The organism is Variovorax sp. GW821-FHT10D07 (assembly GCF_059415325.1).
Genome location: NZ_JBWKMZ010000008.1, coordinates 178,337 through 202,998, shown reverse-complemented (window position 1 = coordinate 202,998; position 24,662 = coordinate 178,337). Strand labels below are relative to the sequence as shown.

Sequence of the window (24,662 nt, the reverse complement as noted above, 5' to 3'; positions counted from 1 at the left end):
TGCGTTCTCCGCCTTCCGAAGGCAAGCCAGAAAGGAAAGAAAGATGCACGACACGCAAGAGCCCGGGAACGAACAGGCGCGGCTGTGGAACGGCCCGGCGGGCCGCGCCTGGGTCGACCGGCAGCCGCTGCTCGACCGGCTGTTCGCACCGCTCGGCACGCTGCTGACAGAGGCCATGGCCGGGCGTCCCCTCGGCCGCGTGCTCGACGTGGGCTGCGGCACCGGCGCCGTCACGCTCGCGCTCGCGAGGCCGTCGGGCGATGCCGGCGAATGCGTCGGCATCGACATCTCGGCGCCGATGATCGAGGCCGCCCGCGCACGCGCCGAGCGCGCGGGTTCGCAGGTGCGCTTCGTGTGCGCCGATGCCCAGACCCATGCCTTCGCACCGGCCGGGTTCGACACCATCGTCTCGCGCCTCGGCGTGATGTTCTTCGACGACCCGGTCGCGGCCTTCGCGAACCTGCGGCGCGCCGCGTGCGACGGTGCCGCGCTGCGCTTCCTCGCGTGGCGCGCAGCCGCCGAGAACCCGTTCATGACCACGGCCGAACGCGCCGCGGCACCGCTGTTGCCTCGACTGCCCGCGCGCCGGCCCGGCGCGCCGGGACAGTTCGGCTTCGCGGACCGCGAGCGGGTCGAGGCCATCCTCGCGCAGGCCGGCTGGGGCGCCATCGCGATCCGTCCCGTCGATCTGGCGTGCAGCCTGCCCGCGCAGGAGCTCGTGCCCTACCTGAGCCGCCTCGGGCCGGTCGGCCTCGCGCTCGAGCAGGCCGATGCGGCGACGCGCGAGCGCGTCATCGAGACGGTGCGTGCCGCCTTCGAACCCTTCGTGCAGGGCGACGAAGTGCGCTTCACCGCGGCCTGCTGGCTCGCCAGCGCCGAAGCGGCCGTGCCGCACGAGGTGTTCCATGGCTGAGCTCGCCGAACTGCTGGCGCGCGCCGTGCCGATCGGCATCGGCGCCACGGTCGTGATGGACCTCTGGGCCCTCGTGCGCCGGCGCGTGTTCGGCCTGCCCTCGCTCGACTACGCGCTGGTCGGCCGCTGGGCCGCGCACCTGCCGCGCGGGCGCTTCGTCCATCGCCCGATCGCGGCCACCGCGCCCGTGCCCGGCGAGCGCCTGCTGGGCTGGGCGCTCCACTACGCGACCGGCATCGCGTTCGCGCTCGTGCTGCTGGGAATCGGCGGCCTCGACTGGGCGCGCCGGCCGACGCCGGGCCTCGCGCTGCTGGTGGGCATCGGCACGGTGGCGGCGCCCTGGCTGCTGATGCAGCCGGGCATGGGCGCGGGCCTCGCCGCGCGCCGCACGCCGCGCCCGTGGGTGGCGCGCTGGCACGGCCTCGTCACGCACGCGGTGTTCGGGCTAGGCCTCTACCTCGCGGCCTGGGCGCTGTCGGTGCTCAGCCCCTGAAGCGCCTCACTGGTTCTGCGACCCGCGGTGCGCCCAGCCCGTGGTGTGCTTCTCGACCACGCTGAAGAGCTCGTACATCAGCATCGCCATCGCGCCCACCACCATCAGCCCCGCGAAGGCCAGGCCCATCTGCATCGACGAGCCGGCCGAGATCAGCAGGTAGCCGATGCCCTCGTTGGCGGCGGTCATCTCGCTGACCGTGGTGCCCACGAAGGCCAGCGTGATCGCGACCTTGAGCGAGCCGAAGAAGTAGGGCATGGAGCGCGGCAGGCCGATCTTCATGAGCACGTCCCAGCGCTTGGCGCCGAGCACGCGCAGCACGTCCTCGAGTTCGGGCTCGAGCGTGGCGAGGCCGGTCGCGATGTTGACCATGATCGGGAAGAAGCTGATCAGGAAGGCGGTGAGGATCGCGGGCCCGATGCCGATGCCGAACCACACGACCAGGATCGGCACGAAGGCCGCCTTGGGCAGCGCGTTGAAGGCCGTCATCAGCGGATAGATGGCCGCATAGGCCAGGCGCGAGCTGCCGATCACGAAGCCGAGCAGCACGCCCACCACGATCGCGAGGCCGAAGCCCGCCATCGTGACCCAGAAGGTGCGCCAGGCATGGCCCGCGATGATCTCCTTGAACTCCCAGAACTGGTTCCAGATGCGCAGCGGGCTCGGGAAGATGAAGTCCGAGACGCCGAAGCCCGCGCAGATCACCTGCCACAGCAGGATCACCGCCACGAGCAGCAGCCAGGGCGACCAGCGTTCGAGTTGCTTGTTGTTCTTCATGGCCGCTCCTCAGTGGGCCACCGCGGCGGCACCGGTCGCGCCGGCGGCATTGCCGCGGATGGCACCGATGTGGCTGCGCAGCTCGAGCACGATGTCGGTGAACTCCTTGGTGTAGGTGAGCTCGAGCTCGCGCGGACGCGGCAGCTCGATCTCGCGCTTGACCACGAAGCGGCCCGGGCTCTTGCTCATCACGTAGACCGTGTCGGCCAGGAACACCGACTCGCGCAGGTCGTGCGTGACCAGGATCACGTTGAAGCGCTGCTCGGTCCAGAGGTCGCGCAGGATGCACCAGAGCTCCTCGCGCGTGAAGGCATCGAGCGCGCCGAAGGGCTCGTCGAGCAGCAGCATCTTGGGTTCGTGGATCAGCGCGCGGCAGATGCTCGCGCGCTGCTGCATGCCGCCCGAGAGCTGCCACGGGAACTTGTCCTCGTAGCCGCCCAGGCCCACCTTCTGCAGCAGGCGGCGCGCGCGTTCCTCGTACGCCTTGCGCTTGGCCTTGAAGTTCGAGCGGTAGGGCTCGACGATCTCCAGCGGCAGCAGCACGTTGTCGACCGTGGTGCGCCAGGGCAGCAGCGAGGGCGCCTGGAAGGCCATGCCCGAGATCTTGAGCGGCCCGGTCACCGGCGCGCCGTCGATGCGGATGCGGCCCATCGACGGCATCCGGAGCCCGGTCGTGAGCTTCATGAAGGTCGACTTGCCGCAGCCCGAGGGGCCGACGATGGCGATGAACTCGCCGCGCTTCACCTTCAGGTCGATGGCCTCGACCGCGAAGTGGTTGGCGCGCAGCAGCTCCTCGTTGTAGGCGAGCCAGACGTCCTGGAAGTCGACGAAGGGGGCGGCCTCGTTCGCAGCGTCCGCCATCACTTGCGCAGGATCCCGCTGAGTTCGGCGGCCGGCGGCAGCAGCGCGGCGGACCACACGGCCTCGGGGCTCACGCGGGTCTTGGTGTTGAAGGCATCCGACACCTGCGAGGCCATCAGCGACAGGCGACCCGCGTTGACCGCGCCGAAGCCGTCGGCGCGCGCGTCGGCGCTGTTGATCACGGTGTCGATCGCGAGCTGCAGGCGGCGCGTCTCGAGCTTGCTGTCGACGATGCCGTCGCGCGCCTTCACCGATTCGATGCCCTGCGCGGGATTGGCGATCACTTCCTTGGCGCCCTTGGCGAAGGCCGAGAGGAATTTCTTCACCGCCTCGGGGTTCTCCTTGATGAGCTTGGGCGAGGCGATGATGACGTTGCCGTAGAGCTTCACGCCGTAGTCGGGGAAGGGCAGGATCACCACGTCGGCCGTCTTGGCGCCGCGCGCCTCGAGGTTGAGCAGCGAGGTGAAGGTGAAGCCGGTGATGGCGTCGATGTCGCCGCGCATCAGCATGGTCTCGCGCAGGGTCGGGTCCATCGCGGTCCAGTTGACCGTGCCGATGTTGTTGGCCTTGGCGAAGATCGGGAACGCGCGGCGGCCCGCGTCGAACACCGGCGCGCCGAGCTTCTTGCCCGTGAGGTCGGCGGGCTTGGTGATGCCGCTCTTCTTGAGCGTCATGACCGAGGCCGGCGTGTTGTTGTAGACCATCATCACCGCGACCGGCTTGTTCGGGCTGTCGGGGTTGTTGGCGTGGAATTCCATCAGCGCCGCGAGGTCGGCGAAGCCCATGTCGTAGGCGCCCGAGGCCACGCGCGTGACCGTGCCGCCCGAGCCGTTGCCCGCGTCGATGGTCACGTCGAGGCCGGCGGCCTTGAAGTAGCCCTTGGCGGCCGGATGCAGGAACAGCGCGGCCGGTCCCTCGAAGCGCCAATCGAGCTGGAACTTGATCGGCGTCGTGGCCTGGGCGAAGGCCGAGGGCAGGCCGAAGCTCAGGGCCGAGGCGGCGAGGAAGGACTGGAGCAGATGGCGCTTGTTCATGCGGGCTTGGTTCCGTGAAAGTGAATGCTTCCGGATTCAAGCAAAAACGGTGCCCGCACGTGATTGGTGCGAACCCTTCCCGCGATTCAAGGCGGTGCGCGCCCAGCGAAAAACTGCACCGCACACGGGAAAAACCTTCGAAATTCAGGGGACGTTGGCACCGAAAGCGAGCCAATACGGGTCGCCGATGCGCTTGCCCACGTTCGCGGCGGCATCGCGCACCACGGCGCCGTAGCGTTCGACCAGCGGCTCCGACAGCAGCTCGGCGGGCAGCGCGACGCCGAAGGCATAGGTCTGGCGCGTGGCCGCGTCGAACACCGCCGACGAGATGCCCGCCACGTTGGTCACGTACTCGCCGCGCGAGAGGGCCCAGCCGGTCTCGCGGATCACGGCCAGCCGCGCCATCAGGTCCTTGCGCGTGCGCGGCGCGTCGCCGCGGCCCTGGTCGAGCCGGCCGCCGAGCAGCGCCGTCACTTCCGCGTCGCTCAGGCGCGCGAGCAGCGCGCGGCCCATCGCGCTCGAATAGGCCGGCGCGCGGCTGCCCGGCGGCGTGTAGATCTGCAGCGCGCCCGCGCCGGCGCGCATCTGGATCACCAGCGTGTCGGCGCCGTCGAGCACGTTGATGTAGCCCGTGAAGCGGGTCTGGTCGACCAGCGCGGCGAGCGCCTCCTCCACCAGCGAGGCGGCGTTGCGCGAGGCGCGGAAGTGGTAGGAGGCTTCCATGATCACGCCGCCCGGCCGGTAGGCGCGCGTGGCGGCATCGCGGTCGAGGAAACCGTAGCCGGCCATCATGCTCAGCGTGCGCGAGGCCGAGCTCTTGGGCAGGCCCAGCTCGTTCACCACGTCCGTCACCGTGATGTCGCGGCGCAGGCGCGCGATCAGTTTCAGGACGTCCATGGCGTTGGCGAGGGTGCTCATATCTGGGGTCGGTGGATCGAGGGGAATCATAGGTTCGGCGCGCGACGGCGATGCGGGCTCGGGTGACCCGCGCTTGACAGCGCCCGGACCGGTTCTATGATGCGGTTCAATATTATTGCATCAAGTTCCAAAAAATGGAACTGCTAAAAAGATGAGCATCGATACCGAGGCCACGGCGCTCGCGCCGCTGCACGACCACACCCCGCCGGCGCTGCACCCCAAGGCCCTGGCACCGGCCAACCTGGTCCTCACGCTGGTGCTCAGCGTGTTCGGCGCCATCGTCGGCATCCAGATGCTCGCGAGCCTGGGCATCACGCCGAGCACCTCGCTGATCGGCGCGCTCGCGGCCATGACCCTGGCGCGCGTGCCGCTGGCCATGTTCCGCGGCTTCCGCTCGGTGCATGCGCAGAACCTCGCGCAGACCAGCATCTCCTCGGCCACCTTCGGCGCGGCCAACAGCCTGTTCCTGCCGATCGGCATCCCGTTCCTGTTCGGCCTGCCCGAGATGGTGGTGCCGATGCTGGTCGGCGTGAGCCTCGCGATGCTGCTCGATGCCTGGCTGCTCTACCGCATGTTCGACACGCCGGCCTTCCCCGCGAAGAACCCGTGGCCGCTGGGCATCGCGGCGGCCGAGGCGATCAAGGCCGGCGACGGCGGCGGCAAGCAGGCCTGGCTGCTGCTGGGCGGCCTGGCCACGGGCGCGCTGGGCGCGGTGTTCAAGCTGCCGATGTCGGCCTTCGGCGTGGCGCTGATCGGCGGCCTGGGCGCGATGACCGCGTTCGGCATCGGGCTGCTGGTGCGCGGCCATGCACTGCCCTTGACCGGCATCGACATCGGCGCGATCTACCTGCCGCACGGGATGATGATCGGCGCCGGCATCGTGGCGCTGGCGCAGGTGGGCCGTGTGGTGCTGAAGAAGCACGGTACGGCCGGCGTGCCCGCTACACCCGATGCACGCGGTGCCCGCGCGCTGGGCCGCTCGCTGCGCCTGGGCGGCATCGGCTATCTCGCGATCATGGTGCTGCTGGCCGTGGGCACGGGCGTCTACCACGGCATGTCGCCGGGCATGCTCGTGGGCTTCGTGCTCTACGGTACCTTCGCGGCCTTCGTGCACGAGCTGATCGTGGGCATCGCGGCCATGCATTCGGGCTGGTTCCCGGCCTTCGCGGTGGCGCTGATCTCGCTCCTGATCGGCATCCTGATCGGCTTTCCGCCCGAGGCGCTGGTGGTGCTCGCGGGCTTCTCGGCCGCCACCGGGCCGGCCTTCGCCGACATGGGCTACGACCTCAAGGCCGGCCACCTGCTGCGCGGCGAGACCTCGGGCACGGCCTTCGAGACCGCGGGCCGGCGCGAACAGATGATCGCCGGCATGGTGGGCTTCGCGGTGGCGATCGTGGTCGTGGCCTGCAGCTGGCGGCTGTTCTTCGCCAACCACCAGACGGCGCCGATCAACGCGGCCTACGTCGCGGCCATCCAGGCCGGCATCTCGGGCGACACAGCGCGCAACCTCGCGCTGTGGGCCGTGCCCGGCGCGCTGCTGCAGCTCGCGGGCGGCGCGCGCCAGCAGCTCGGCGTGCTGTTCGCCACCGGCCTGCTGATCGCGAGCCCGCTGGCCGGCTGGATGGTCGCGGCCGGCATCGCCTGCCGGCTGCTCGTGCAGCGCGTGCTCGGCAGCGCCGCGCGCGAGCGGCTCGAGGTGTTCGCGGGCGGCGTGATCGCGGGCGACGCGCTCTACAGCTTCTTCTCGGGCGCGGTGAAGAGCCTGCGCAAGTAGCCATCCCTTCTTTTCATTCGTCACACACAGGAGCCATGCATCCATGAAACGCAATCTGACCCCCGACGACGTCCGCGCGGCCATCTGGGGCGGCGCCATCCTCGGCGGTGGCGGCGGCGGGCTGATCGCGGCCGGCGAGCGCGCCGCCACGCTCGCGCTGCAGGTCGGCACGCCGCAGCTGTGGAGCGTCGACGAGTTCGAGCCCTCGGCGCTCACCGCCACCATGGCGCTGGTCGGCGCGCCGGCCGCGCCCGATCCGCATGTGCAGCCCGCGCACCTGCTGCGCACGCTCGAGCTGCTGCGCCGCGAACTGCCGCCGGGCCGCGAGCTGGTCGGCCTGCATGCCAACGAGAACGGCGCCGAGACCACGGTCAACGGCTGGTTCCATGCCGCGATGAGCGGCCTGCCCGTGATCGACCTGGCCTGCAACGGCCGCGCCCATCCGTCGAGCGTGATGGGCGCGCTGGGCCTGCACACCGAGCCCGACTACCTCTCGGTCCAGGCCTATGCGGGCGGCGAGCCGCAGCGCTACGTCGAGGGCGTGGTGTCGGGCCGGCTCGAGCGCACCTCGGCCGTGGTGCGGCGCGCCTCGGTGGAGGCGGGCGGCCTGGTGGCGGTGGCGCGCAATCCGGTCGAGGTGGGCTATGCGCAGCGGCACGGCGCGCCCGGCGCGATCAGCCATGCGATCGCGCTCGGCCAGGCCTGGCTCGACGGCGGCGTCGATGCCGTGGCGCGCTCGCTCGAGGGCCGCATCGTGGCCGAGGGCACGGTGCGCGGCTACCGCTGCGAGCAGCAGGAGGGGCTGGACGTGGGCGTGGTCGAGCTCGACGATGCAGCGCGCACCGTGCTGCGCTTCATCAACGAATACATGCTGCTCGAGCAGCAGGGCCGGCGCGTCGCGCGCTTCCCCGACCTCGTGATGACCTTCTCGGACGAAGGCCGGCCGGTGGTGTCGGCCCATGTGCGCGAGGGCGCGCGCCTGCGCGTGCTGGTCGCGCCGCGCGCGCGGCTGCTGCTGTCGCGCACCATGTTCATGCCCGAGCTCTACCGGCCGCTCGAGCAGTCGCTCGGCGAGGCTTTCGCACCCGCCGAGGACGCCGTGGTCTGAAGCGACCCGCTTACTTGTCGACCGTGACCTTCGCCACCGCCAGCGCCGTCATGTTGATGATGCGGCGCACCGTCGACGAGGGCGTGAGCACGTGCGCCGAGCTCGCGGCGCCCAGCAGCACCGGGCCCACCGTGATGCCGTTGGCGCCGGTCATCTTCAGCACGTTGTAGAGGATGTGGGCCGAATCGAGGTTCGGGCACACCAGCAGATTGGCCTCGCCCGAGAGCGTGCTGTCGGGCAGCGCGGTGCGGCGGATCTCTTCCGAGAGTGCCGCGTCGCCGTGCATCTCGCCATCGCATTCGATGTCGGGCGCCATCTGCGCGAACAGGTCGCGCGCCAGCCGCATCTTGCGGCCCGAGCCGCGCGAGGAGCTGCCGTAGTTCGAGTGCGAGAGGAAGGCCACCTTCGGCGGCAGGCCGAAACGGTGGATCTCCTCGGCCGCCATCAGCGCGATGCTGGCGAGCATCTCGGCGCTCGGGTCCTCGTTCACGTTGGTGTCGGTGATGAAGATGGTGCGCTTGTCGAGCGTGAGCGCGTTCAAGGTCGCGAAGCCGGGCGCGCCGCGCTTCAGGCCGATCAGGTCGCGGATGTGCTCGAGGTGGGCGTCGAAGCGCCCGACCATGCCGCAGATCATCGCGTCGGCGTCGCCGAGGTGGATCATCAGCGCGGCGATCACGGTGTTCGAGCGGCGCACCGCGGCCTTGGCGGCCTCGGGCGTCATGCCGCGGCGGCCCATGAGCTTGTGGTAGCTCTCCCAGTAGATGCGGAAGCGCGGATCGTCCTCGGGGTCGACCACCTCGAAGTCGGTGCCCAGGCGGATGTGCAGGCCGGCCTTCTTGATGCGCGTCTCGATCACGGCGGGGCGTCCCACCAGGATCGGCCGTGCCAGGCCTTCGTCGACCGCGTACTGGGCCGCGCGCAGCACGCGCTCGTCCTCGCCCTCGGCATAGGCCACGCGCTTGGCGGTGGCCAGCTTGGCGGCGGTGAACACCGGGCGCATGAACATGCCGGTCTGGTAGACGAAGCGCGTCAGGTGCTGGCGGTAGGCATCCATGTCCTCGATCGGGCGCGTGGCCACGCCCGAGGCCTGCGCGGCCTTGGCGACGGCCGGCGCGATGCGCAGGATCAGGCGCGAATCGAAGGGCTTGGGAATGATGTAGTCGGGGCCGAAGGCCAGTTCCTGGCCCGCGTAGGCGGTGGCCACTTCCTCGCTGATGTCGGCCTTGGTCAGGTCGGCGATCTCGCGCACGCAGGCCAGCTTCATCTCTTCCGTGATCTTGCTCGCGCCGCAGTCGAGCGCGCCGCGGAAGATGTACGGGAAGCACAGCACGTTGTTGACCTGGTTCGGATAGTCCGAGCGGCCGGTGGCGATGATGCAGTCGGGCCGCACGGCCTTGGCGAGCTCGGGGCGGATCTCGGGCTCGGGATTGGCCAGCGCCAGGATGATCGGCTGGCGCGCCATGGTCTTGACCATGTCGGCCGTCATCACGCCCGGGGCCGAGCAGCCGAGGAACACGTCGGCGTCCTTCACCACGTCGGCCAGCGTGCGCGCGCCGGTGTCGGGCTGCGCGTAGCGTGCCTTCGATTCGTCGAAGCCGCCCGCGCGGCCGGTGTAGATCAGGCCCTTGGAGTCGCAGGCGTGGATGTTGGCGGGCTTCACGCCCAGGCCCACCATCACGTCGAGGCAGGCGATGGCGGCGGCGCCCGCGCCCGAGACGGCGATCTTCACGTCCTCGATCTTCTTGTCGACGAGTTCCAGGCCGTTGATCAGCGCGGCGGCCGAGATGATGGCCGTGCCGTGCTGGTCGTCGTGGAACACCGGGATGTTCATGCGCTCGCGCAGCTTCTTCTCGATGTAGAAGCACTCGGGCGCCTTGATGTCCTCGAGGTTGATGCCGCCCAGCGTGGGCTCGAGCGCCGCGATGATGTCGACCAGCTTGTCGGGGTCGTTCTCGGCCAGCTCGATGTCGAACACGTCGATGCCGGCGAATTTCTTGAACAGGCAGCCCTTGCCTTCCATCACGGGCTTGGCGGCCAGCGGGCCGATGTTGCCCAGGCCCAGCACGGCCGTGCCGTTGGTGACCACGCCCACGAGGTTGCCGCGCGCGGTGTATTCGGCGGCGGTGGAGGGATCGGCCGCGATGTCGAGGCAGGGATAGGCCACGCCCGGCGAATAGGCCAGCGACAGGTCGCGCTGGTTCAGCAGGGGCTTGGTCGGGGTGATCGAGATCTTGCCCTTGACGGGCGAGCGGTGGTACTCACGGGCAGCTTCGCGCAGTGCTTCTTCTGCCGGTGACAGGGGGGCGGCCATGGAAAGTCTCCTTGTTTCTACGGGCGACGAGGCTACCGCAAAAGCGCTACCTCTTCTTGCCAGGGCGATGCCGAAAAAGCCTGAACCCATAGCGGGCGTGGGCGAGAGCGGGTGCGCCGGGCCCGCAACGGGGCCCCGAAACGGGTTCGACGCGGCCCGAGGGTTGGCTAAACTGCGCTTCGGCCGGTTGCGGCCCTGCCGCGAGGGCGGCTTCATCCTCCACATGACAGAACGACAACAAGAGGCTTGCAGCGAATGACTTCCGGACCTTTCACCAGCACCGAACCCGACGTCGTGGTCATCGGCGGCGGCCCCTCGGGCTCCACCGTGGCCGCGCTGCTCGCGGACAAGGGCCACGACGTGGTGCTGTTCGAGAAGGCGCAGCATCCGCGCTTTCACATCGGCGAATCGCTGCTGCCGATGAACATGCCGCTGTTCGACCGGCTCGGCGTGCGCACCGAGGTCGAGGCCATCGGCATCCGCAAGCACGGCGCCGAGTTCGTCTCGCCCTGGCACGACCACAGCAGCCATTTCGACTTCGGCGAGGCGATGGACAAGAGCTTCCCCTACGCGGTGCACGTGCGCCGCTCGGAGTTCGACGAGCTGCTGTTCCGCCATGCCGGCAAGCGCGGCGCGCGGACCTTCGAGGGCCAGCGCGTCACGGGCGTCGACATGGACGCCGGCAAGGGCACGCCCGACAACCGGCCGCTCGTGAAGATCAAGGCCGACGACGGCACCGAGACCGCCTGGCGCCCGCGCTTCGTGATCGACGCCAGCGGGCGCGACACCCTGCTGTCGAACCAGTTCGATGCCAAGCAGCGCAACCGCAAGCATGCGAGCGCCGCGCTCTACGGCCACTTCGCCAATGCCGAGCGCCGGCCGGGCCGCTTCGAGGGCAATATCTCGCTGTTCTGGTTCGACCACGGCTGGTTCTGGTACATCCCGCTCAAGGACGGCACCGTGAGCGTCGGCGCGGTGGCCTCGCCGGCCTACTTCAAGCGCCGCCAGGGCGCCTCGCTCGAGGACTTCCTGATGGAGACCATCGCGCTCGCGCCCAAGCTGGCCGCGCGATTGAAGAACGCCACGCTGATGGAGGGCGCCACCGCCACCGGCAACTACGCCTACGACTCCAAGTTCTGCCGCGGCGACCGCTTCATGATGGTGGGCGACGCCTATGCCTTCGTCGACCCGATGTTCTCGTCGGGCGTCTACCTCGCGATGAACAGCGGCTTCGAGGCCGCGACGGCCGCCGACCTGTGGCTGCGCGGCGAGGCCAGGGAGGCCGAGCGCGCGTTCCGCCACTACGAGAAGGTCATGAAGCGCGGGCCGAGGATGTTCTCGTGGTTCATCTACCGCATCACCTCGCCGGCGATCCGGCGCCTGTTCATGGCGCCGCGCAACGTCTGGCGCATGCAGGAGGCGCTGCTGTCGATCCTGGCCGGCGACCTGTTCCGCGACACCCCCATCGGCCCGCGCTTCTGGGGCTTCAAGGTGACCTACTACGCCTCCTGCCTCGGCATCCTGCCGCAGGCCATCAAGACCTGGGCCTGGCGGCGGCGCAACCTCAAGGAATCCCTCGAGGCTGCGAAGACCTGAGCCGCAGGCTCAGTCCGGCGCCACCGTGTGCTGCGCCAGCGCCTCCAGCGCACGCACCAGCGCCGAGTGGTCCTGCTGCCCATGGCCCAGTGCCGCGCAGGCGTTCATCAGTTGCGCCGCGCCGGCCGTCTGCGGCAGCGCCACGCCCAGCGAACGCGCGCTCTGCAGCGCGAGGTTCAGGTCCTTCTGGTGCAGCGAGATGCGGAAGCCCGGCGCGAAGGTGCGCTTGATCATGCGTTCGCCATGCACCTCGAGGATGCGCGAGCTCGCGAAGCCGCCCATCAGCGCCTGGCGCACCTTGGCCGGATCCGCGCCGGCCTTGCTCGCGAACAGCAGTGCCTCGCCCACGGCCGCGATGTTCAGCGCCACGATGATCTGGTTGGCCACCTTGCAGACCTGGCCGTCGCCCACGCCGCCCACCAGCGTCACGTTCTTGCCCATCTTCTCGAGCAGCGGGCGCACGCGGCCGAAGATGCCTTCGTCGCCGCCGCACATGATCGTGAGGCTCGCGGCCTTGGCGCCCACCTCGCCACCCGAGACCGGCGCGTCGATGTAGCCGCAGCCCAGCGCCTCGATGCGCTGCGCGAAGCCCTTGGTGGCGATCGGGTCGATCGAGCTGCAGTCCACCACGATCTTGCCCTTGCTCAGGCCCGCGGCCACGCCGTCGCGGCCCGGTTCGCCGAACAGCACCTTCTCCACGTCGGGCGTGTCGGGCACCATCACGAACACGATGTCGGCCTGGCGCGCGACCTCGACCGGCGAGGCGCAGATGGTGGCGCGCGAGATGAAGGGCTCGGGCGTGTTGCCGTGCGTGTTCACGAACAGCTGATGGCCGGCCTCGAGCAGGTGGCCCGCCATGGGCGCGCCCATGATGCCCAGGCCGATGAATCCGATGCGTTGCGATGCTTGTTGCGTCATGTCTGAGGTTTCCTTGAATCTGGTCGTGTCGTCGTTCACTGCGCGCGGGTCAGCGCCTCGCGCCAGCCCAGGCCTTCGACGGTGGTGGCGCGCGGCTTGTATTCGCAGCCGATGAAGCCGTCGTAGCCGAGCGCATCGATGTGCTGGAACAGCCACGGGTAGTTGATCTCGCCCGTGCCCGGCTCGCCGCGGCCTGGGTTGTCGGCCAGCTGGATGTGGCCGATGCGCGCGAAGTGCTTGGTGAGCGTGTTGCCCAGCTCGCCCTCGGTGCGCTGCGCGTGGTAGATGTCGTACTGCACGCGCAGGTTGGCCGAGCCCACTTCGTCGATCAGCGCGATCGCCTGCTCGGTGCGGTTGAGGAAGAAGCCGGGAATGTCGAAGGGGTTGATCGGCTCGATGAGCAGGAGGATGCCCGCCGCCTCGAGCTCGGAAGCGGCGAGGCGCAGGTTCTCGACCACGGTGCGGTGGGCGATGTCGTGGCTCACGCCGGCCGGCACCTTGCCGACCAGGCAGTTGACCTGCGGGCAGCCGAGGGCCGTGGCGTAGTCGATGGCCATCGCGATGCCTTCGCGGAACTCGCCGGTGCGGTCCGGATGGCAGGCGATGCCGCGCTCGCCCTTGTCCCAGTCGCCGGCCGGCAGGTTGTGCAGCACCTGCGCGAGGCCGTTGGCGCGCAGCGCGGCGGTGAGGTCCTTCTTCTCGAAGGGGTAGGGGAACAGGTACTCCACCGCCTCGAAGCCCGCCTTGGCGGCGGCCTCGAAGCGCTGCAGGAACGGCAGCTCGGTGAAGAGCATGGTGAGATTGGCTGCGAACTTGGGCATGGTGTGGTCCTTCGAATCGATTCGGCGATGGCCCGTGCTCAGTCCAGCAGCACCGCCGCCACGGCGGTGGGTGCATCGGCCGGCGTTTCCGCGAGCGGCTCGAACTCGGTGATGTTGTCGATCTCGGTGCCCATCGCGATGTTGGTCACGCGCTCGAGCATCACCTCGATCACCACCGGCACGCCGTGCTCGGCCATCAGCGCCTCGGCGCGGCGGATCGCGGGGGCGATCTCTTCCTGGCGGTTGACGCGGATCGCCTTGCAGCCCAGGCCCTCGACCACCTTCATGTGGTCCACGCCGTAGCTGCTCTCGATGCCGGCGTCGGGGCCCGCGTTGATGTTGTCGAAGGCCAGCTGCACGCAGTAGTCCATCTCGAAGCCGCGCTGCGCCTGGCGGATCAGGCCGAGGTAGGAGTTGTTGACCACGATGTGGATGTAGGGCAGCTTGAACTGCGCGCCCACCGCGAGCTCCTCGATCATGAACTGGAAGTCGTAGTCGCCCGAGAGCGCGACGATCTTGCGCGTGGGATCGGCCGCGCGCACGCCGAGCGCGGCGGGAATGGTCCAGCCCAGCGGGCCGGCCTGGCCGCAGTTGATCCAGTGGCGCGGGTTGTAGACGTGCAGGAACTGCGCCGCGGCGATCTGCGACAGCCCGATGGTGCTGACGTAGCAGGTGTCGTTGTCGAAGTTGTTGTTCATGCACTGGTACACGCGCTGCGGCTTCATCGGCACTTCGTCGAAGTTGGTCTTGCGCAGCATGGTCCTCTTGCGCTCGATGCACGCGTTGGCCCACTCGCGGCGGCTCGGCAGCCGGCCCGCGGCCTTCATCTCCTCGGCCACCTGCACGAACAGCTCGAGCGCGGCCTTGGCATCGGAGACGATGCCGAAGTCGGGCGTGAACACGCGGCCGATCTGCGTGGGTTCGATGTCCACGTGCACGAACTTGCGGCCCTTGGTGTAGACGTCGACCGAGCCGGTGTGGCGGTTGGCCCAGCGGTTGCCGATGCCCAGCACGAAGTCGGAGGCCAGCATGGTGGCGTTGCCGTAGCGGTGGCTGGTCTGCAGGCCGCACATGCCGGCCATCAGCGGATGGTCGTCGGGGATCGAGCCCCAGCCCATCAGCGTGGGGATCACGGGCACGCCGGTGGCTTCGGCGAAGCGCACCAGCAGTTCGCTCGCGTCGGCATTGATGACGCCGCCGCCGGCCACGATCAGCGGGCGCTCGGCCGCGTTGAGCATCTCGATCGCGCGCTCGATCTGGGCGCGGCTCGCGGCCGGCTTGTAGGGCTTGAGCGGTTCGTAGCTGTCGATGTCGAACTCGATCTGCGCCATCTGCACGTCGAAGGGCAGGTCGATCAGCACCGGGCCCGGGCGGCCCGAGCGCATCAGATGGAAGGCCTGCTGGAACACCTGCGGCACCTGGCCGGGTTCGCGCACCGTCACCGACCACTTGGTGACCGGCTTGGAGATCGACTCGATGTCGACCGCCTGGAAGTCTTCCTTGTAGAGGCGCGCGCGCGGTGCCTGGCCGGTGATGCACAGGATCGGGATCGAGTCGGCCCAGGCCGAGTACAGGCCCGTGATCATGTCGGTGCCCGCCGGGCCCGAGGTGCCGATGCACACGCCGATGTTGCCGGCGACGGCGCGGGTGTAGCCCTCGGCCATGTGCGAGGCGCCCTCGACGTGGCGCGCGAGGATGTGCGCGATGCTGCCGCGTTGCCGCAGCGCCGAGTACATCGGATTGATGGCGGCACCGGGCACGCCGAAGGCCTGCGTCACGCCCTCCTTCTCCATCACCAGCACGGCGGCCTGGACCGCGGTCATCTTTGCCATTGAAAGTCTCCTTAAAAGCTTGGGTCCACTGTAGGAAGCGGGGGGGATTCCAAGAAGACGGCACGGGACCATAAAACCTATTCCATTGCGGAATAAGTGATTAGGATGGCGGCGATCCGAAGGAGTGGCGATGGACCGGCTGTTGGCAATGGAAATGTTCGTGCGCGTGGTGGAGACCGGCAGCTTCTCGAAGGCCGCGCTCGAGTTCCACACCACCCAGCCCACGGTGACCAAGCAGATCGCCGCCACCGAGGCGCGCCTGAAAGTAAGGCTGCTCAACCGCAACACGCGCGGCGTGAGCCTCACCGAGCCCGGTGCGCTCTACTACGAGAAGTGCAAGTCGATCGTGCGCGACGCTGAGGAGGCCGACAGCGTGGTGCAGCTGCGCCAGAACCAGGCCCTGGGCCTGCTGCGCGTCGGCACCTCGGTGGCCTTCGGCCGCCGCGTGGTGGTGCCGCTCGCGCTCGAGTACATGCGCCGGTATCCGCAGGTGCAGATCGACCTGAGCTTCGAGGACCGCTACGTGGACCTGATCGCGCAGGGCATCGACGTGGCGGTGCGCATGGGCAAGCTGGCCGATTCCTCGCTGGGCGCGCGCTACCTGGGCGCCAACCCCTGGGCCATGGTCGCCTCGCCGGCCTACCTGAAGAAGCACGGCACGCCCAGGCGCGCGCAGGACCTCAGCGCGCACGTGGCGCTGATCTACAGCAGCGTGGTGGGCGACGAGTTCTGGCGCATGCACACGCCCAAGGGCGAGCCGGTGACGGTGCCGGTGTCGGGCCGCTTCCGTTCCAACAACCTCTCGGCCGTGCTGGCGGCCGCGCGCGACGGCCTGGGCATCGCGCTGATGCCGCGCTACGTGGCCAGCGAGTCGCTGGCCGCGGGCAAGGTGCGCGCGGTGCTGGCCGACCATGCGCTGCCCGAGCAGGAGATCCACGCGGTCTTTCCCTCGCCCAAGCTGGTGCCGGGCAAGGTGTCGAGCTTCGTGGCCTTCCTGCAGGGGCGTTTCGACGAAGGCTGGTGGGACGCCTGAGGCGTCCTCTCGCGCCTCAGGCCTTCACGAAGGCGCCGTGCAGCCCCAGCGGCAGCGCGTAGGGCAAGGTGGCCTGCGCCACCGGCCCCGCCGCGAGATGGTCGGCCGCGAAGCAGGACAGCACCGTGCACTTGCGGCCGAAGTCGAGCGAGGTGCCCAGCACCCAGCCCGGCTTCCTGCCGTCGGGCACGAACACATGCTCCTCGACGATCGACTGCGCGCCATGGACGAAGCGCTCGCTGCGGCCGCTCTCGACGTCGGTGCGCGCCACCGCCTGGAAGCCCGGCACGTCGGGCCGCGTCAGCGTGGCATGGATCACCTGGCGATGGCGCAGGCCGACGCGGCGCGGATCGATGCGCGGGAACTCGGCCTCCTGCGGCAGCACCTTCTGCGTGGCCCGGCCATTGGCCAGGTCGAGCGTGGCGATGGTCAGGCGCGGTTCGTTCTGACGCACGCGGCGTGCGCGCATCAGCTCGCGGTTGGTCGTGAACACCGACTCGGCATCCTCGGTGCGCACGTAGTCGATGTGGATGCGCGGGCCGCGCGGCGTGTCCTCCTCCCAGGCATTGCCGACATGGAACAGGAAGCCGGCCGGCAGGGTCAGCAGCTGGCGCCGCTCCCAGTCGCGCTTGTCGACCACCAGCGCGCGCATGCCGAGCTCGGGCCGCCAGACATGGGCATCGAGGAAGCTGGCGCCGGCCTCCTTGCGCTTGCCGTCGTACACCAGCGGCGGCATCAGGAACACCAGGTGTCGCTCGGTCACGGCGAAGTCGTGGACCATCGGCAGGTCGGGCACCGGCACCGCGGCGGCACGGCGCAGCGTGCCCTCGGGCGCGATCTCGTAGAGCGCGAGCAGGCTCGCGCCCGAGCTCACGCCGAAGTTCCACACCGTGCCGTCGGGGTCCACCTTCGGGTGGGCCGAGAACGGCATGCCCGCGAGATCGGCGCGCCAGGTCTTCAGGCCCAGCGTGTCGAGCGTGCGCGCATCGAGCCGTGTGGCCGAACCGCCTTCCCACAGCGCCAGCACCTCGCCCTGCAGCGGCAGCACGCTGGTGTTGGCGACGTTCATCGCGTCGGGCGAGGCCGGCGGCTCCGCGCCCGGCGGCACGGTGCCGAAGGCCTCGACCAGCCGGCGCCCGGCGCGCAGCTCGGCCACGCGCTTGGGCGTGGCCACGTAGCGGCCCTGGTGCAGCACCTCGCCGCCCGCGATCGCGAAGCGGTGCACCATGCCGTCGCCGTCGAACCAGTGGTGGTAGCGCTCGCCGCCCAGGTCGTGGCCGGTGGGGCCGACACGGAACAGCGTGCCGGCCACCGCGTCGGGGAAGCGCCCGCGCACCGTGGCGCGGGCCGGCGGCAGGTCGCCGGGCGGCGTGGCGAAGCCGATCTTCCAGGGGGCGTCGGCGGCCTCGAACTGGGCCTGCCAGTTCTCCTCGCCGGCCGCGCCCGTTGCGCGGGCCCAGGGCGCGAGCAGGGGCAGGGCGCCGGTGCCGGCCAGCAGGCGCAGCAGTTCGCGTCGTTGCATGGCGGCCTCCTCAGCGCAGGTGGATGGCGCTCTGCAGGTCGGCATCGACGCCGATCGCCGCGGCCTCGAAGTCGGGCGCGCCGAGCTTGCCCTTGGCGTCGTTCGAGAAGCCGTAGCGCTCGGTCGGCAGGCCCACGAGGTTGGTGTCGAGCTTGCCGTTGCCGTTCTCGTCGGCATAGGCGCGCACCGCATAGCGGCCGGGCGGCAGGCCCGCGAACACCACGCGCGCCTTGCCCTCGCGCAGCGGCAGGCTCTGCGAGGCCAGCGGCTTGCTGGCGCCGAAGCTGGCGGCATCGGCGTACAGCGCGATGTAGAGCGTGGCCTCGGTGGCCGGGCCCTCGGCCACGTTCAGGCTGAGGTCGGCGGCCCGCGCGCTCAGCGGCGCGAGCGTGGCGGCCGCGAGGGCGGCGACGGCGGTCGCGGCGTACAGGGTGCGCGCGGCCGGGCGGGGCAGGAAAGCGGGAAGGTGCATGGCGGTCCTCGTCGTGGTGGATGGAAGACCCGACGATCCCAAAGGCGGCGGCCGCTGCCCAGCGCCATGCGACGGAATGCGCGAATGCACGCGCGAAATGCGCGCAGGCCGGCGCGAACGGCCGGCCCCCACAGCCGGCTTCAGCCCTTGTGCTGGCCCTTGTGTTGGCCGCCGTGCTGGCCGTGGTGGCGGCCATCCTCGGCCTCGTCGGCCGGCTTTTCGTGGCCCGTGCCCACGTGGCCCGAATCGGCGAACAGGCTCCATGCCGCCATGAACAGCGCCGCCACCACCGGCCCGATCACGAAGCCGTTGATGCCGAAGATCGCCATGCCGCCGATGGTGGACATCAGCACGATGTAGTCGGGCATCTGCGTGTCCTTGCCCACCAGCACCGGGCGCAGGATGTTGTCGACCAGGCCGATCACGAACACGCCGACGAAGATCAGGATGCCGCCCTGCCAGAAATGGCCGGTGGCGAGGAAGTAGATCGCCACCGGGCCCCAGATCAGCGCCGCGCCCACGGCGGGCAGCAGCGACAGGAAGGCCATCAGCACCGCCCACAGCAGCGCGCCCTGCACGCCGAGGAACCAGAAGGCCAGCCCGCCGAGCGCGCCCTGCGCCACCGCCACTGCCACGTTGCCCTTGATGGTGGCGCGGATCACGGTGGTGAACTTGTTGAGCAGGTAGTGCGTGTGCGGCTTGGCCAGCGGCAGCGCGTCGCGCATGGTCTTCGACAGCGAGGCGCCGTCGCGCACCAGGAAATAGAGCAGGTACAGCATCACGAAGAAGCTGACCACGAAGTCGAAGGTGTTCTGCCCGATGGCCAGCGCCTGGCTCGCGATCAGCTGGCTGCCCTGGCCGGCGATGGTCGAGATGCGCGCCTGCCAGGCCGCCGCGTCGCCGAGGTTGAAGCGCTCGACCAGGTTCAGCAGCCACTGCGGCGTGGCGGCCAGGATCTGCTGGAAGTAGGCCGCGAAGTTGATCTGCCCCGAGCGGATGCTCTGCGTGACCAGCGCCACTTCCTGCACCAGCGACACGCCGATCATCGCCAGCGGCAGGATCACGATCACCAGGCAGATCGCGAGCGTGGACAGCGCCGCCGCGTTGGGCTTGCCGCGCATCTTCCTGAGCAGCCACTTGTAGAGCGGCGTGAACAGGATCGCGAGCGACACGCCCCAGAGCACCGCGCCGAAGAACGGCATCAGCACCCACAGGAAGGCGACGGTGACGACGGCGAGCAGGGCGAGGAACACGCCGCGCTGGAGTTGGGGAGAGTTCATGGTTGACCCGGACTGTAGCCGAGCCCGCCAGGCCGCCTCTGTAGTCGCCGGCCCCTTCGTGCGCCGCCGCCGGCGGCCGGCGCGGACCTAATGCACGTTTCTCAGCGCTTGGCGCGCGGCAAGGCCACCGGCGCCAGCGTGGCGCGCAGCCGTGCCGAGGCATCGGGTTCGGCGCTGGCCTCGACCTCGAGCGCGCGCTCGACGTTGCCGATGTGGGCCAGCATCAGGCTGCGTGCGCGCGCGCTGTCGCCGCGCTCGAGCGCGGCCACGATCGCCTCGTGCTCGGCGCAGGACTGGCCGGCCTCGTGCTTCGACTGGTAGAGCGTGGCCGCGAGCGTGGTGCGCGCCGTCAGGTCGCGCAGCACGTCGACCAGCAGCTGGTGGCCGAGCTGCTCGGCCAGGCAGACGTGGAAGTCGGCCAGCAGGAAGGCGCGGGTGGCGGCGTCGGCGCCTTCCACCGCGCGCTGCTCGTCGGCGATGTGGTCGCGCAGCTTGCGGATCACCTTCGCCAGCGGCCGGCCCTCGGGCTCCGAGAGGATGCCCGACTCGATGATGCGGCGCGCGCGGAAGGCGTCGCGCGCCTCCTCGGCCGAGGGCTCGACCACGTACCAGCCGCGGCGCGACTGCACCTCGACGAAGCCGCGCGCCTGCAGCTGCATCAGCGCCTCGCGCACCATGGTGCGGCTGACCGCGAAGTTCTCGGCCAGCGCCTGCTCGCCGAGCCGCTCGCCGGGGGCGAGCTTCTGCGCGAGGATCGCCTCGACCACGCGCTCGGCGATGACGGTGGGGCTGACTTCGGTGGTGCTCATCGGTGGCGGGGTGGCTTGCTTCAGTGGCGTTCGAGGGCGGCGCCGACGGGCGGCGCGCCGGATTCTGCCAGCGCCGGTTCGTCGGGCGCCGCGCGGTCGTCGAGCACCGCATGGGCGCGCTCGCGGTCGATGTCGCCTTCCCAGGCGGCGATCGCCACCGTTGCCACGCAGTTGCCGATCAGGTTGCCGAGCGCGCGCGCGATGCCCATGAACCAGTCGACCGACAGCACCAGCACCAGCCCGATCGCGGGAATGGCCGGAATCGCATGCAGGGTGGCGGCCAGCACCACGATCGCCGAGCCCGGCACGCCGTGCGCGCCCTTGGAGGTGACCAGCGAGATCGCGAGGATCGTCAGCAGGTCGGTCATGGTGATCGGCGTGTTGGTGGCCTGCGCGATGAACACCGCCGCCAGCGTGATGTAGATCGAGAAGGCGTCGAGGTTGAACGAGTAGCCGGTGGGGATCACCAGGCCCACCGTCGAGTCGCGGATGCCCATGCGGCGCAGCTTGGCCATGATCTGCGGCAGCACGCTGTCCGACGAGGTGGTGGCGAACACGATCGCGAGCTCTTCGCGCAGGTAGCGCAGCAGCTTCCAGAGGCTGAAGCCCGACATGCGCATCACGAAGCCCAGCACCACGAACACGAACACCAGCACCGCGAGGTAGAACAGCGCGATCAGCATGCCGAGTTGCTTGAGCGAGCCCACGCCGTACTGGCCGACCGTGAAGGCGATCGCGCCGAGCACGCCCAGCGGCGCCAGCTTGATGAGGATGCCCATGATCTTGAACAGCACCAGCGACAGCGCGTCCACCACCACCGCCACCGGCTTGCCGCGCTCGCCGAGCAGCGACAGCGCGCAGCCGAACAGCACCGCGAACAGCAGCACCTGCAGCACGTCGCCGGTCGCGAAGGCGTTCACCACCGTGGTGGGGATCAGCTTCAGCAGGAACTCGACCGTGCCGCCGCTGGTGAGCTTGTCGGCATTGGAGGCATAGGCGCTCATCGCGGCCGGGTCGAGCTTGCCCGGATCGACGTTCATGCCCACGCCGGGCTGGAACACGAAGGCCAGCACCAGCCCCATCGCCAGCGCGATGGTGGTGAGCAGCTCGAAGTAGATCAGCGCCTTCACGCCGACGCGGCCCACGCGCTTCAGGTCGCCCGCGCCGGCGATGCCATGCACCACCACGCAGAAGACCAGCACGGGAATGATCATCTTGATCAGCTTGATGAAGCCGTCGCCCAGCGGCTTGAGCTTGACGGCGAGCTGCGGGGCCAGCAGGCCCAGCACCACGCCGATCAGCAGGGCGAGCACGACCTGGCCGAACAGGGAGCGGGTGAAACGACGCATGGAAATCTCCTGTGTTATTTGCATGCAAGTCGTCGGAAATCTTGCATACAAGCAATGTAGGCAAGAAAGGGCCTGGGTTGGCAGAGGGTATTCCCGGGCCTGGAGGAGGCCCCCACCGAGGGCTTTGCCACGCCGGCGGATGGCCGGCGCGGCACCGTGCGGGCCTGCGCGCATGTAACGGAGCGGTCACGGATCGACGCGAGGATGCCGTACCCCAAAAACGGTGCCTGCTCCTTGTCGACCCGACTTTCTCTTTGCCCGCCCCGCGCGTGCCCTCGCGGCCATCGCAGGGCCGTTCGCGCGGGCATCGGGCCCGGCGATCGGCAGCGGTGCATCCGCGCGTGTCGGGCGTGAGCGGCCGCGGTGCCGCGTGGTGGTTGCTGTTGTCGATCGCGGCGCCCGCATGGGGCGCGGCCGATGACGGTGGCATTCGCCGGCCGGCCGGCCCGGGCGCTGCGCAACGCGCGGACCTCGCCGCGGTGGACCCGGACCCCAGCCTCGACTTCGACATTCCCGCCCAGTCACTGGCCTCGGGCCTGGACCGGTACGCCGCCGTGGCGCAGCGGCCGGTGGTGTTTCCCGACGAGCTCGTGGCCGGCCGCCTGTCCGCGCCGGTGCGCGGCCGCTACACGCCGCAGGCCGCGCTGCGCGCGATGCTGGAGGGCTCCGGCCTGGAGGTCGACGACGTGAGCGGGGGCCGCAACCAGGCCTTCGTGCTGCAGCCCGCCGCCCGCTCCGCGCCCGAGCCGGCAGCGCCGGCCGGGCGGGACCATCGCCGCTACGACGGCCTGGTGCAGGCCCGCGTCTGGGGTGCGCTGTGCGCATCGCCGCGCACCGCGCCGGGCGGCTACCGCGCGGTGCTGCGATTCCGGCTCGATGCCGAGGGCCGGGTGCGGCAGGCCAACCTGCTCGCCTCGAGCGGCGACGGCCAGCGCGACGCCGCGATGCTCGCCGTCCTCGAAAGCCTGCGCATCGACCAGCCGCCGCCGCGCACCCTTGCGCAACCGCTGATTCTGGCGATCCTGCCGCGGGAGGCGATGGCGCGCGCCCCGGCCTGCGCCACGGTGCACTGAGCATGGCCGACGACGTCCTGCCGATGCTGCGCGACCTGCTGGTCCGGCGCTACGACCAGCTCAAGCGAAGCCTGACGCGATCGCTGGGCAGCTCGGACCTGGCCGGGGACGCGCTGCACGAAACCTGGCTGCGCCTGCAGCGCAGCGAGATCCCGGGGCCGGTGCACAACCCGCAGGCCTACGTGATGCGCATGGCGGTCAATCTCGCCATCGACCTGCATCGCAGCCAGAGCCCGCTGCTGTCCTCGGAGGACATGGCGGAGTTGCTCGAGACGGTGCCCGATTCGGCGCCGGGGCCCGAGCGCATCGCCGAAGACCGCTCCCAGCTCGAGGCGCTGGGCGAGATCCTCTCGCACATGCCCGCGCGGCGCCGCGAAATCCTGGTGCTGGTGCGCTGGGAAGGCTGGCCGCAGCAGGACGTGGCCACGCGGATGGGCCTGACGCTGCGCGCCGTCGAATACGAATTGAAGGCCGCGCAAGACTACTGCGCCGTCCACCTGGCGCGGCGCAACCGGGGGGCGAAGTGACGGTGCGAAAAAAAACTTTGGGGATTCGGGGGGCGCGAAACGTCTCCATCAAGAGGCCATGACGCGATCGACCCTCCATCCCGACGATGCCGTCGGGCCCGACGACAGGCCCGATGCGCTGGTGCAGGATGCGCACGCCTGGCTCACCCGCCTGAGCTCCGGCAAGGCGACCCAGTGGGAGGCGCAGGCCTTCAGGCGCTGGCGCGATGCGAATCCGCGCCACCAGCAGGCCTTCGAGCAGGCCCGGGCGCAATGGCAGCTGCTCGGGCCCGCGATCGGCAACCTGCTGGTCTCGCACGCCGAGACGGTCGAGCAGCATCGGCGCACGCTGCGCAAGCCGGGCCTGAGCCGGCGCGCCTGGCTCGGCGCCGCCGGCGCGACCGCGGCGGCCGGCGTGGCCGCGATCCATCCGCCGTTCGGCCTCTGGCCCGCGGCCGACGAATGGAGCGCGGACTACCGCACCGCCACCGGCGAGCGCCGGGCGGTCGAACTGGCCGGACAGGCGAGCGTCACGATGAACACGCGCACCAGCATCCGGCGTATCGCGCAGCAGGGCGAGACGGTCGGCATGGACCTGCTGGCGGGCGAAGCCTCCGTGCGCCTGCCGCAGGCCGCGGCTCGGCCCTTCGCGGTGGTCGCCGGCGCGGGCCGGATGGCTGCCGGATCGGGGCTGTTCGAAGTGCGTCATCTCGATGCGAAGGTGCGCGTGACCTGCATCGAGGGCGCGGTGCGTGTGGAGCATCCGTCGGGCACGCGAATGCTGCAGGCACGCCAGCAGGCCGTCTACGACGCGCGCGCGGTCGGCGCGGTGATCGGCCTCGACGAGGCCGACCTGCCGGGCTGGCTCCAGGGCGAACTGGTGTTCAGGCGCGCGACGCTCGCCGCGGTCGTGGAGGAGATCAACCGCTACCGCGCCGGCCGCGTGGTGCTGATGGCGACGGCCGTGCGCGACAAGACCCTGAGCGCGCGTTTCAAGCTGGCCTCGCTCGACACCGCGCTGCTGCAGATCGAGCGCTCGTTCGGGCTGAGCGCGCGCGCATTGCCTGGCGGTGTGCTGCTGCTGAGCTGAGCTGCGTCGAGCCGGGTGGCAACGCGCGGCTTTACAAAAGATATTTCCGGGATTCGAGACAGACCTTCCGTCTAAAGGTCATGGGTCCTCGCGGGGGATGGCGCTTGCAGCCGCCCCGCCAGGACCGCCCTCGATGCGGCCGCGCGCTTCCTGCGTGTCGGCGGCATCGGTA

General features: G+C 70.1%; 22 protein-coding genes. 9 read left to right on the top strand and 13 right to left on the bottom strand.

The window, feature by feature from the left end; genetic code table 11:
• Positions 1 to 43: 43 nt before the first annotated feature.
• Together AC07PU_RS23235 and AC07PU_RS23230 are read left to right on the top strand one after the other, a co-directional pair.
• Positions 44 to 913, top strand: coding sequence for a class I SAM-dependent methyltransferase (locus AC07PU_RS23235; RefSeq protein ID WP_495320872.1), 870 nt, complete (start codon positions 44 to 46; stop codon positions 911 to 913).
• Positions 906 to 1,406 (top strand): DUF2938 domain-containing protein, encoded by a 501-nt coding sequence (locus tag AC07PU_RS23230; protein WP_495320870.1) that lies wholly within the window; start codon positions 906 to 908, stop codon positions 1,404 to 1,406. Before AC07PU_RS23235 ends, AC07PU_RS23230 begins: the two co-directional genes overlap by 8 nt.
• A 6-nt stretch (positions 1,407 to 1,412) precedes the next feature.
• Here AC07PU_RS23230 and AC07PU_RS23225 read toward each other — a convergent pair whose 3' ends face one another.
• The 4 genes from AC07PU_RS23225 to AC07PU_RS23210 form a co-directional block, all read right to left on the bottom strand.
• Complete coding sequence (locus tag AC07PU_RS23225; protein ID WP_093340600.1) at positions 1,413 to 2,183, bottom strand: ABC transporter permease; 771 nt, start codon at positions 2,181 to 2,183, stop codon at positions 1,413 to 1,415.
• Between the two features lie 9 nt (positions 2,184 to 2,192).
• Positions 2,193 to 3,044 (bottom strand): ABC transporter ATP-binding protein, encoded by an 852-nt coding sequence (locus tag AC07PU_RS23220; protein ID WP_093340599.1) that lies wholly within the window; start codon positions 3,042 to 3,044, stop codon positions 2,193 to 2,195.
• Positions 3,044 to 4,078 carry an ABC transporter substrate-binding protein gene (locus tag AC07PU_RS23215; protein WP_490879793.1) on the bottom strand — a complete coding sequence of 345 codons (1,035 nt, stop codon included), beginning with the start codon at positions 4,076 to 4,078 and terminating at the stop codon, positions 3,044 to 3,046. Before AC07PU_RS23215 ends, AC07PU_RS23220 begins: the two co-directional genes overlap by 1 nt.
• A gap of 144 nt (positions 4,079 to 4,222) precedes the next feature.
• Positions 4,223 to 4,996 (bottom strand): IclR family transcriptional regulator, encoded by a 774-nt coding sequence (locus tag AC07PU_RS23210; RefSeq protein WP_093340596.1) that lies wholly within the window; start codon positions 4,994 to 4,996, stop codon positions 4,223 to 4,225.
• Between the two features lie 151 nt (positions 4,997 to 5,147).
• Here AC07PU_RS23210 and AC07PU_RS23205 point away from each other — a divergent pair, with 151 nt between their 5' ends.
• On the top strand, positions 5,148 to 6,770 hold the full coding sequence (locus AC07PU_RS23205; protein WP_495320868.1) for an OPT/YSL family transporter: 1,623 nt from the start codon (positions 5,148 to 5,150) through the stop codon (positions 6,768 to 6,770).
• Positions 6,771 to 6,813: 43 nt separating this feature from the next.
• Entirely contained in the window at positions 6,814 to 7,878 is a 1,065-nt protein-coding gene (locus AC07PU_RS23200; protein ID WP_296799447.1) for an S-methyl thiohydantoin desulfurase domain-containing protein, read from the top strand.
• A 10-nt stretch (positions 7,879 to 7,888) separates the two neighbouring features.
• Here the strand turns inward: AC07PU_RS23200 and AC07PU_RS23195 are convergent, their stop codons facing one another.
• Positions 7,889 to 10,189 carry an NADP-dependent malic enzyme gene (locus AC07PU_RS23195; RefSeq protein ID WP_093340591.1) on the bottom strand — a complete coding sequence of 767 codons (2,301 nt, stop codon included), beginning with the start codon at positions 10,187 to 10,189 and terminating at the stop codon, positions 7,889 to 7,891.
• A gap of 255 nt (positions 10,190 to 10,444) precedes the next feature.
• Here AC07PU_RS23195 and AC07PU_RS23190 point away from each other — a divergent pair, with 255 nt between their 5' ends.
• Complete coding sequence (locus AC07PU_RS23190) at positions 10,445 to 11,785, top strand: NAD(P)/FAD-dependent oxidoreductase (protein WP_093340589.1); 1,341 nt, start codon at positions 10,445 to 10,447, stop codon at positions 11,783 to 11,785.
• A 9-nt stretch (positions 11,786 to 11,794) separates the two neighbouring features.
• On the opposite strand, the gene AC07PU_RS23185 is transcribed toward AC07PU_RS23190, so the two are convergent.
• Genes AC07PU_RS23185 through gcl form a run of 3 tightly spaced genes read right to left on the bottom strand, consistent with a single transcriptional unit; the run spans position 11,795 to position 15,356 of the window.
• Positions 11,795 to 12,703 carry a 2-hydroxy-3-oxopropionate reductase gene (locus AC07PU_RS23185; protein WP_495320865.1) on the bottom strand — a complete coding sequence of 303 codons (909 nt, stop codon included), beginning with the start codon at positions 12,701 to 12,703 and terminating at the stop codon, positions 11,795 to 11,797.
• 35 nt (positions 12,704 to 12,738) lie between these two features.
• Entirely contained in the window at positions 12,739 to 13,524 is a 786-nt protein-coding gene (hyi, locus tag AC07PU_RS23180; RefSeq protein WP_495320863.1) for a hydroxypyruvate isomerase, read from the bottom strand.
• A 38-nt stretch (positions 13,525 to 13,562) separates the two neighbouring features.
• Positions 13,563 to 15,356: a glyoxylate carboligase gene (gcl, locus tag AC07PU_RS23175; RefSeq protein WP_057591558.1), complete on the bottom strand. Its 1,794-nt coding sequence runs from the start codon at positions 15,354 to 15,356 to the stop codon at positions 13,563 to 13,565.
• A 130-nt stretch (positions 15,357 to 15,486) separates the two neighbouring features.
• On the opposite strand from gcl, the gene AC07PU_RS23170 reads away from it, so the two are divergent.
• Complete coding sequence (locus AC07PU_RS23170) at positions 15,487 to 16,389, top strand: LysR family transcriptional regulator (protein WP_495320861.1); 903 nt, start codon at positions 15,487 to 15,489, stop codon at positions 16,387 to 16,389.
• A gap of 16 nt (positions 16,390 to 16,405) precedes the next feature.
• Here the strand turns inward: AC07PU_RS23170 and AC07PU_RS23165 are convergent, their stop codons facing one another.
• The 5 genes from AC07PU_RS23165 to AC07PU_RS23145 form a co-directional block, all read right to left on the bottom strand.
• The gene (locus AC07PU_RS23165; RefSeq protein WP_495320859.1) at positions 16,406 to 17,911 is read right to left on the bottom strand and encodes a carotenoid oxygenase family protein; all 1,506 of its coding nucleotides are present in this window, start codon (positions 17,909 to 17,911) and stop codon (positions 16,406 to 16,408) included.
• Between the two features lie 10 nt (positions 17,912 to 17,921).
• Positions 17,922 to 18,383 carry a DUF2141 domain-containing protein gene (locus AC07PU_RS23160; RefSeq protein WP_093340575.1) on the bottom strand — a complete coding sequence of 154 codons (462 nt, stop codon included), beginning with the start codon at positions 18,381 to 18,383 and terminating at the stop codon, positions 17,922 to 17,924.
• A 140-nt stretch (positions 18,384 to 18,523) separates the two neighbouring features.
• Positions 18,524 to 19,663 (bottom strand): AI-2E family transporter, encoded by a 1,140-nt coding sequence (locus tag AC07PU_RS23155; protein WP_093340573.1) that lies wholly within the window; start codon positions 19,661 to 19,663, stop codon positions 18,524 to 18,526.
• Between the two features lie 101 nt (positions 19,664 to 19,764).
• Positions 19,765 to 20,472: a GntR family transcriptional regulator gene (locus AC07PU_RS23150; protein ID WP_093340571.1), complete on the bottom strand. Its 708-nt coding sequence runs from the start codon at positions 20,470 to 20,472 to the stop codon at positions 19,765 to 19,767.
• Positions 20,473 to 20,492: 20 nt separating this feature from the next.
• On the bottom strand, positions 20,493 to 21,821 hold the full coding sequence (locus AC07PU_RS23145; protein ID WP_495320856.1) for a C4-dicarboxylate transporter DctA: 1,329 nt from the start codon (positions 21,819 to 21,821) through the stop codon (positions 20,493 to 20,495).
• Positions 21,822 to 22,150: 329 nt separating this feature from the next.
• Between AC07PU_RS23145 and AC07PU_RS23140 the strand changes: the two genes are divergently transcribed.
• The 3 genes from AC07PU_RS23140 to AC07PU_RS23130 are packed head-to-tail and all read left to right on the top strand — an operon-like array spanning position 22,151 to position 24,490.
• Positions 22,151 to 22,894, top strand: a complete 744-nt coding sequence (locus AC07PU_RS23140) for a secretin and TonB N-terminal domain-containing protein (protein ID WP_495320854.1) — start codon at positions 22,151 to 22,153, stop codon at positions 22,892 to 22,894.
• Positions 22,895 to 22,896: 2 nt separating this feature from the next.
• Positions 22,897 to 23,421 (top strand): RNA polymerase sigma factor, encoded by a 525-nt coding sequence (locus tag AC07PU_RS23135; protein ID WP_495320852.1) that lies wholly within the window; start codon positions 22,897 to 22,899, stop codon positions 23,419 to 23,421.
• 58 nt (positions 23,422 to 23,479) lie between these two features.
• The gene (locus AC07PU_RS23130; RefSeq protein WP_495320850.1) at positions 23,480 to 24,490 is read left to right on the top strand and encodes a FecR family protein; all 1,011 of its coding nucleotides are present in this window, start codon (positions 23,480 to 23,482) and stop codon (positions 24,488 to 24,490) included.
• Positions 24,491 to 24,662 lie beyond the last annotated feature (172 nt).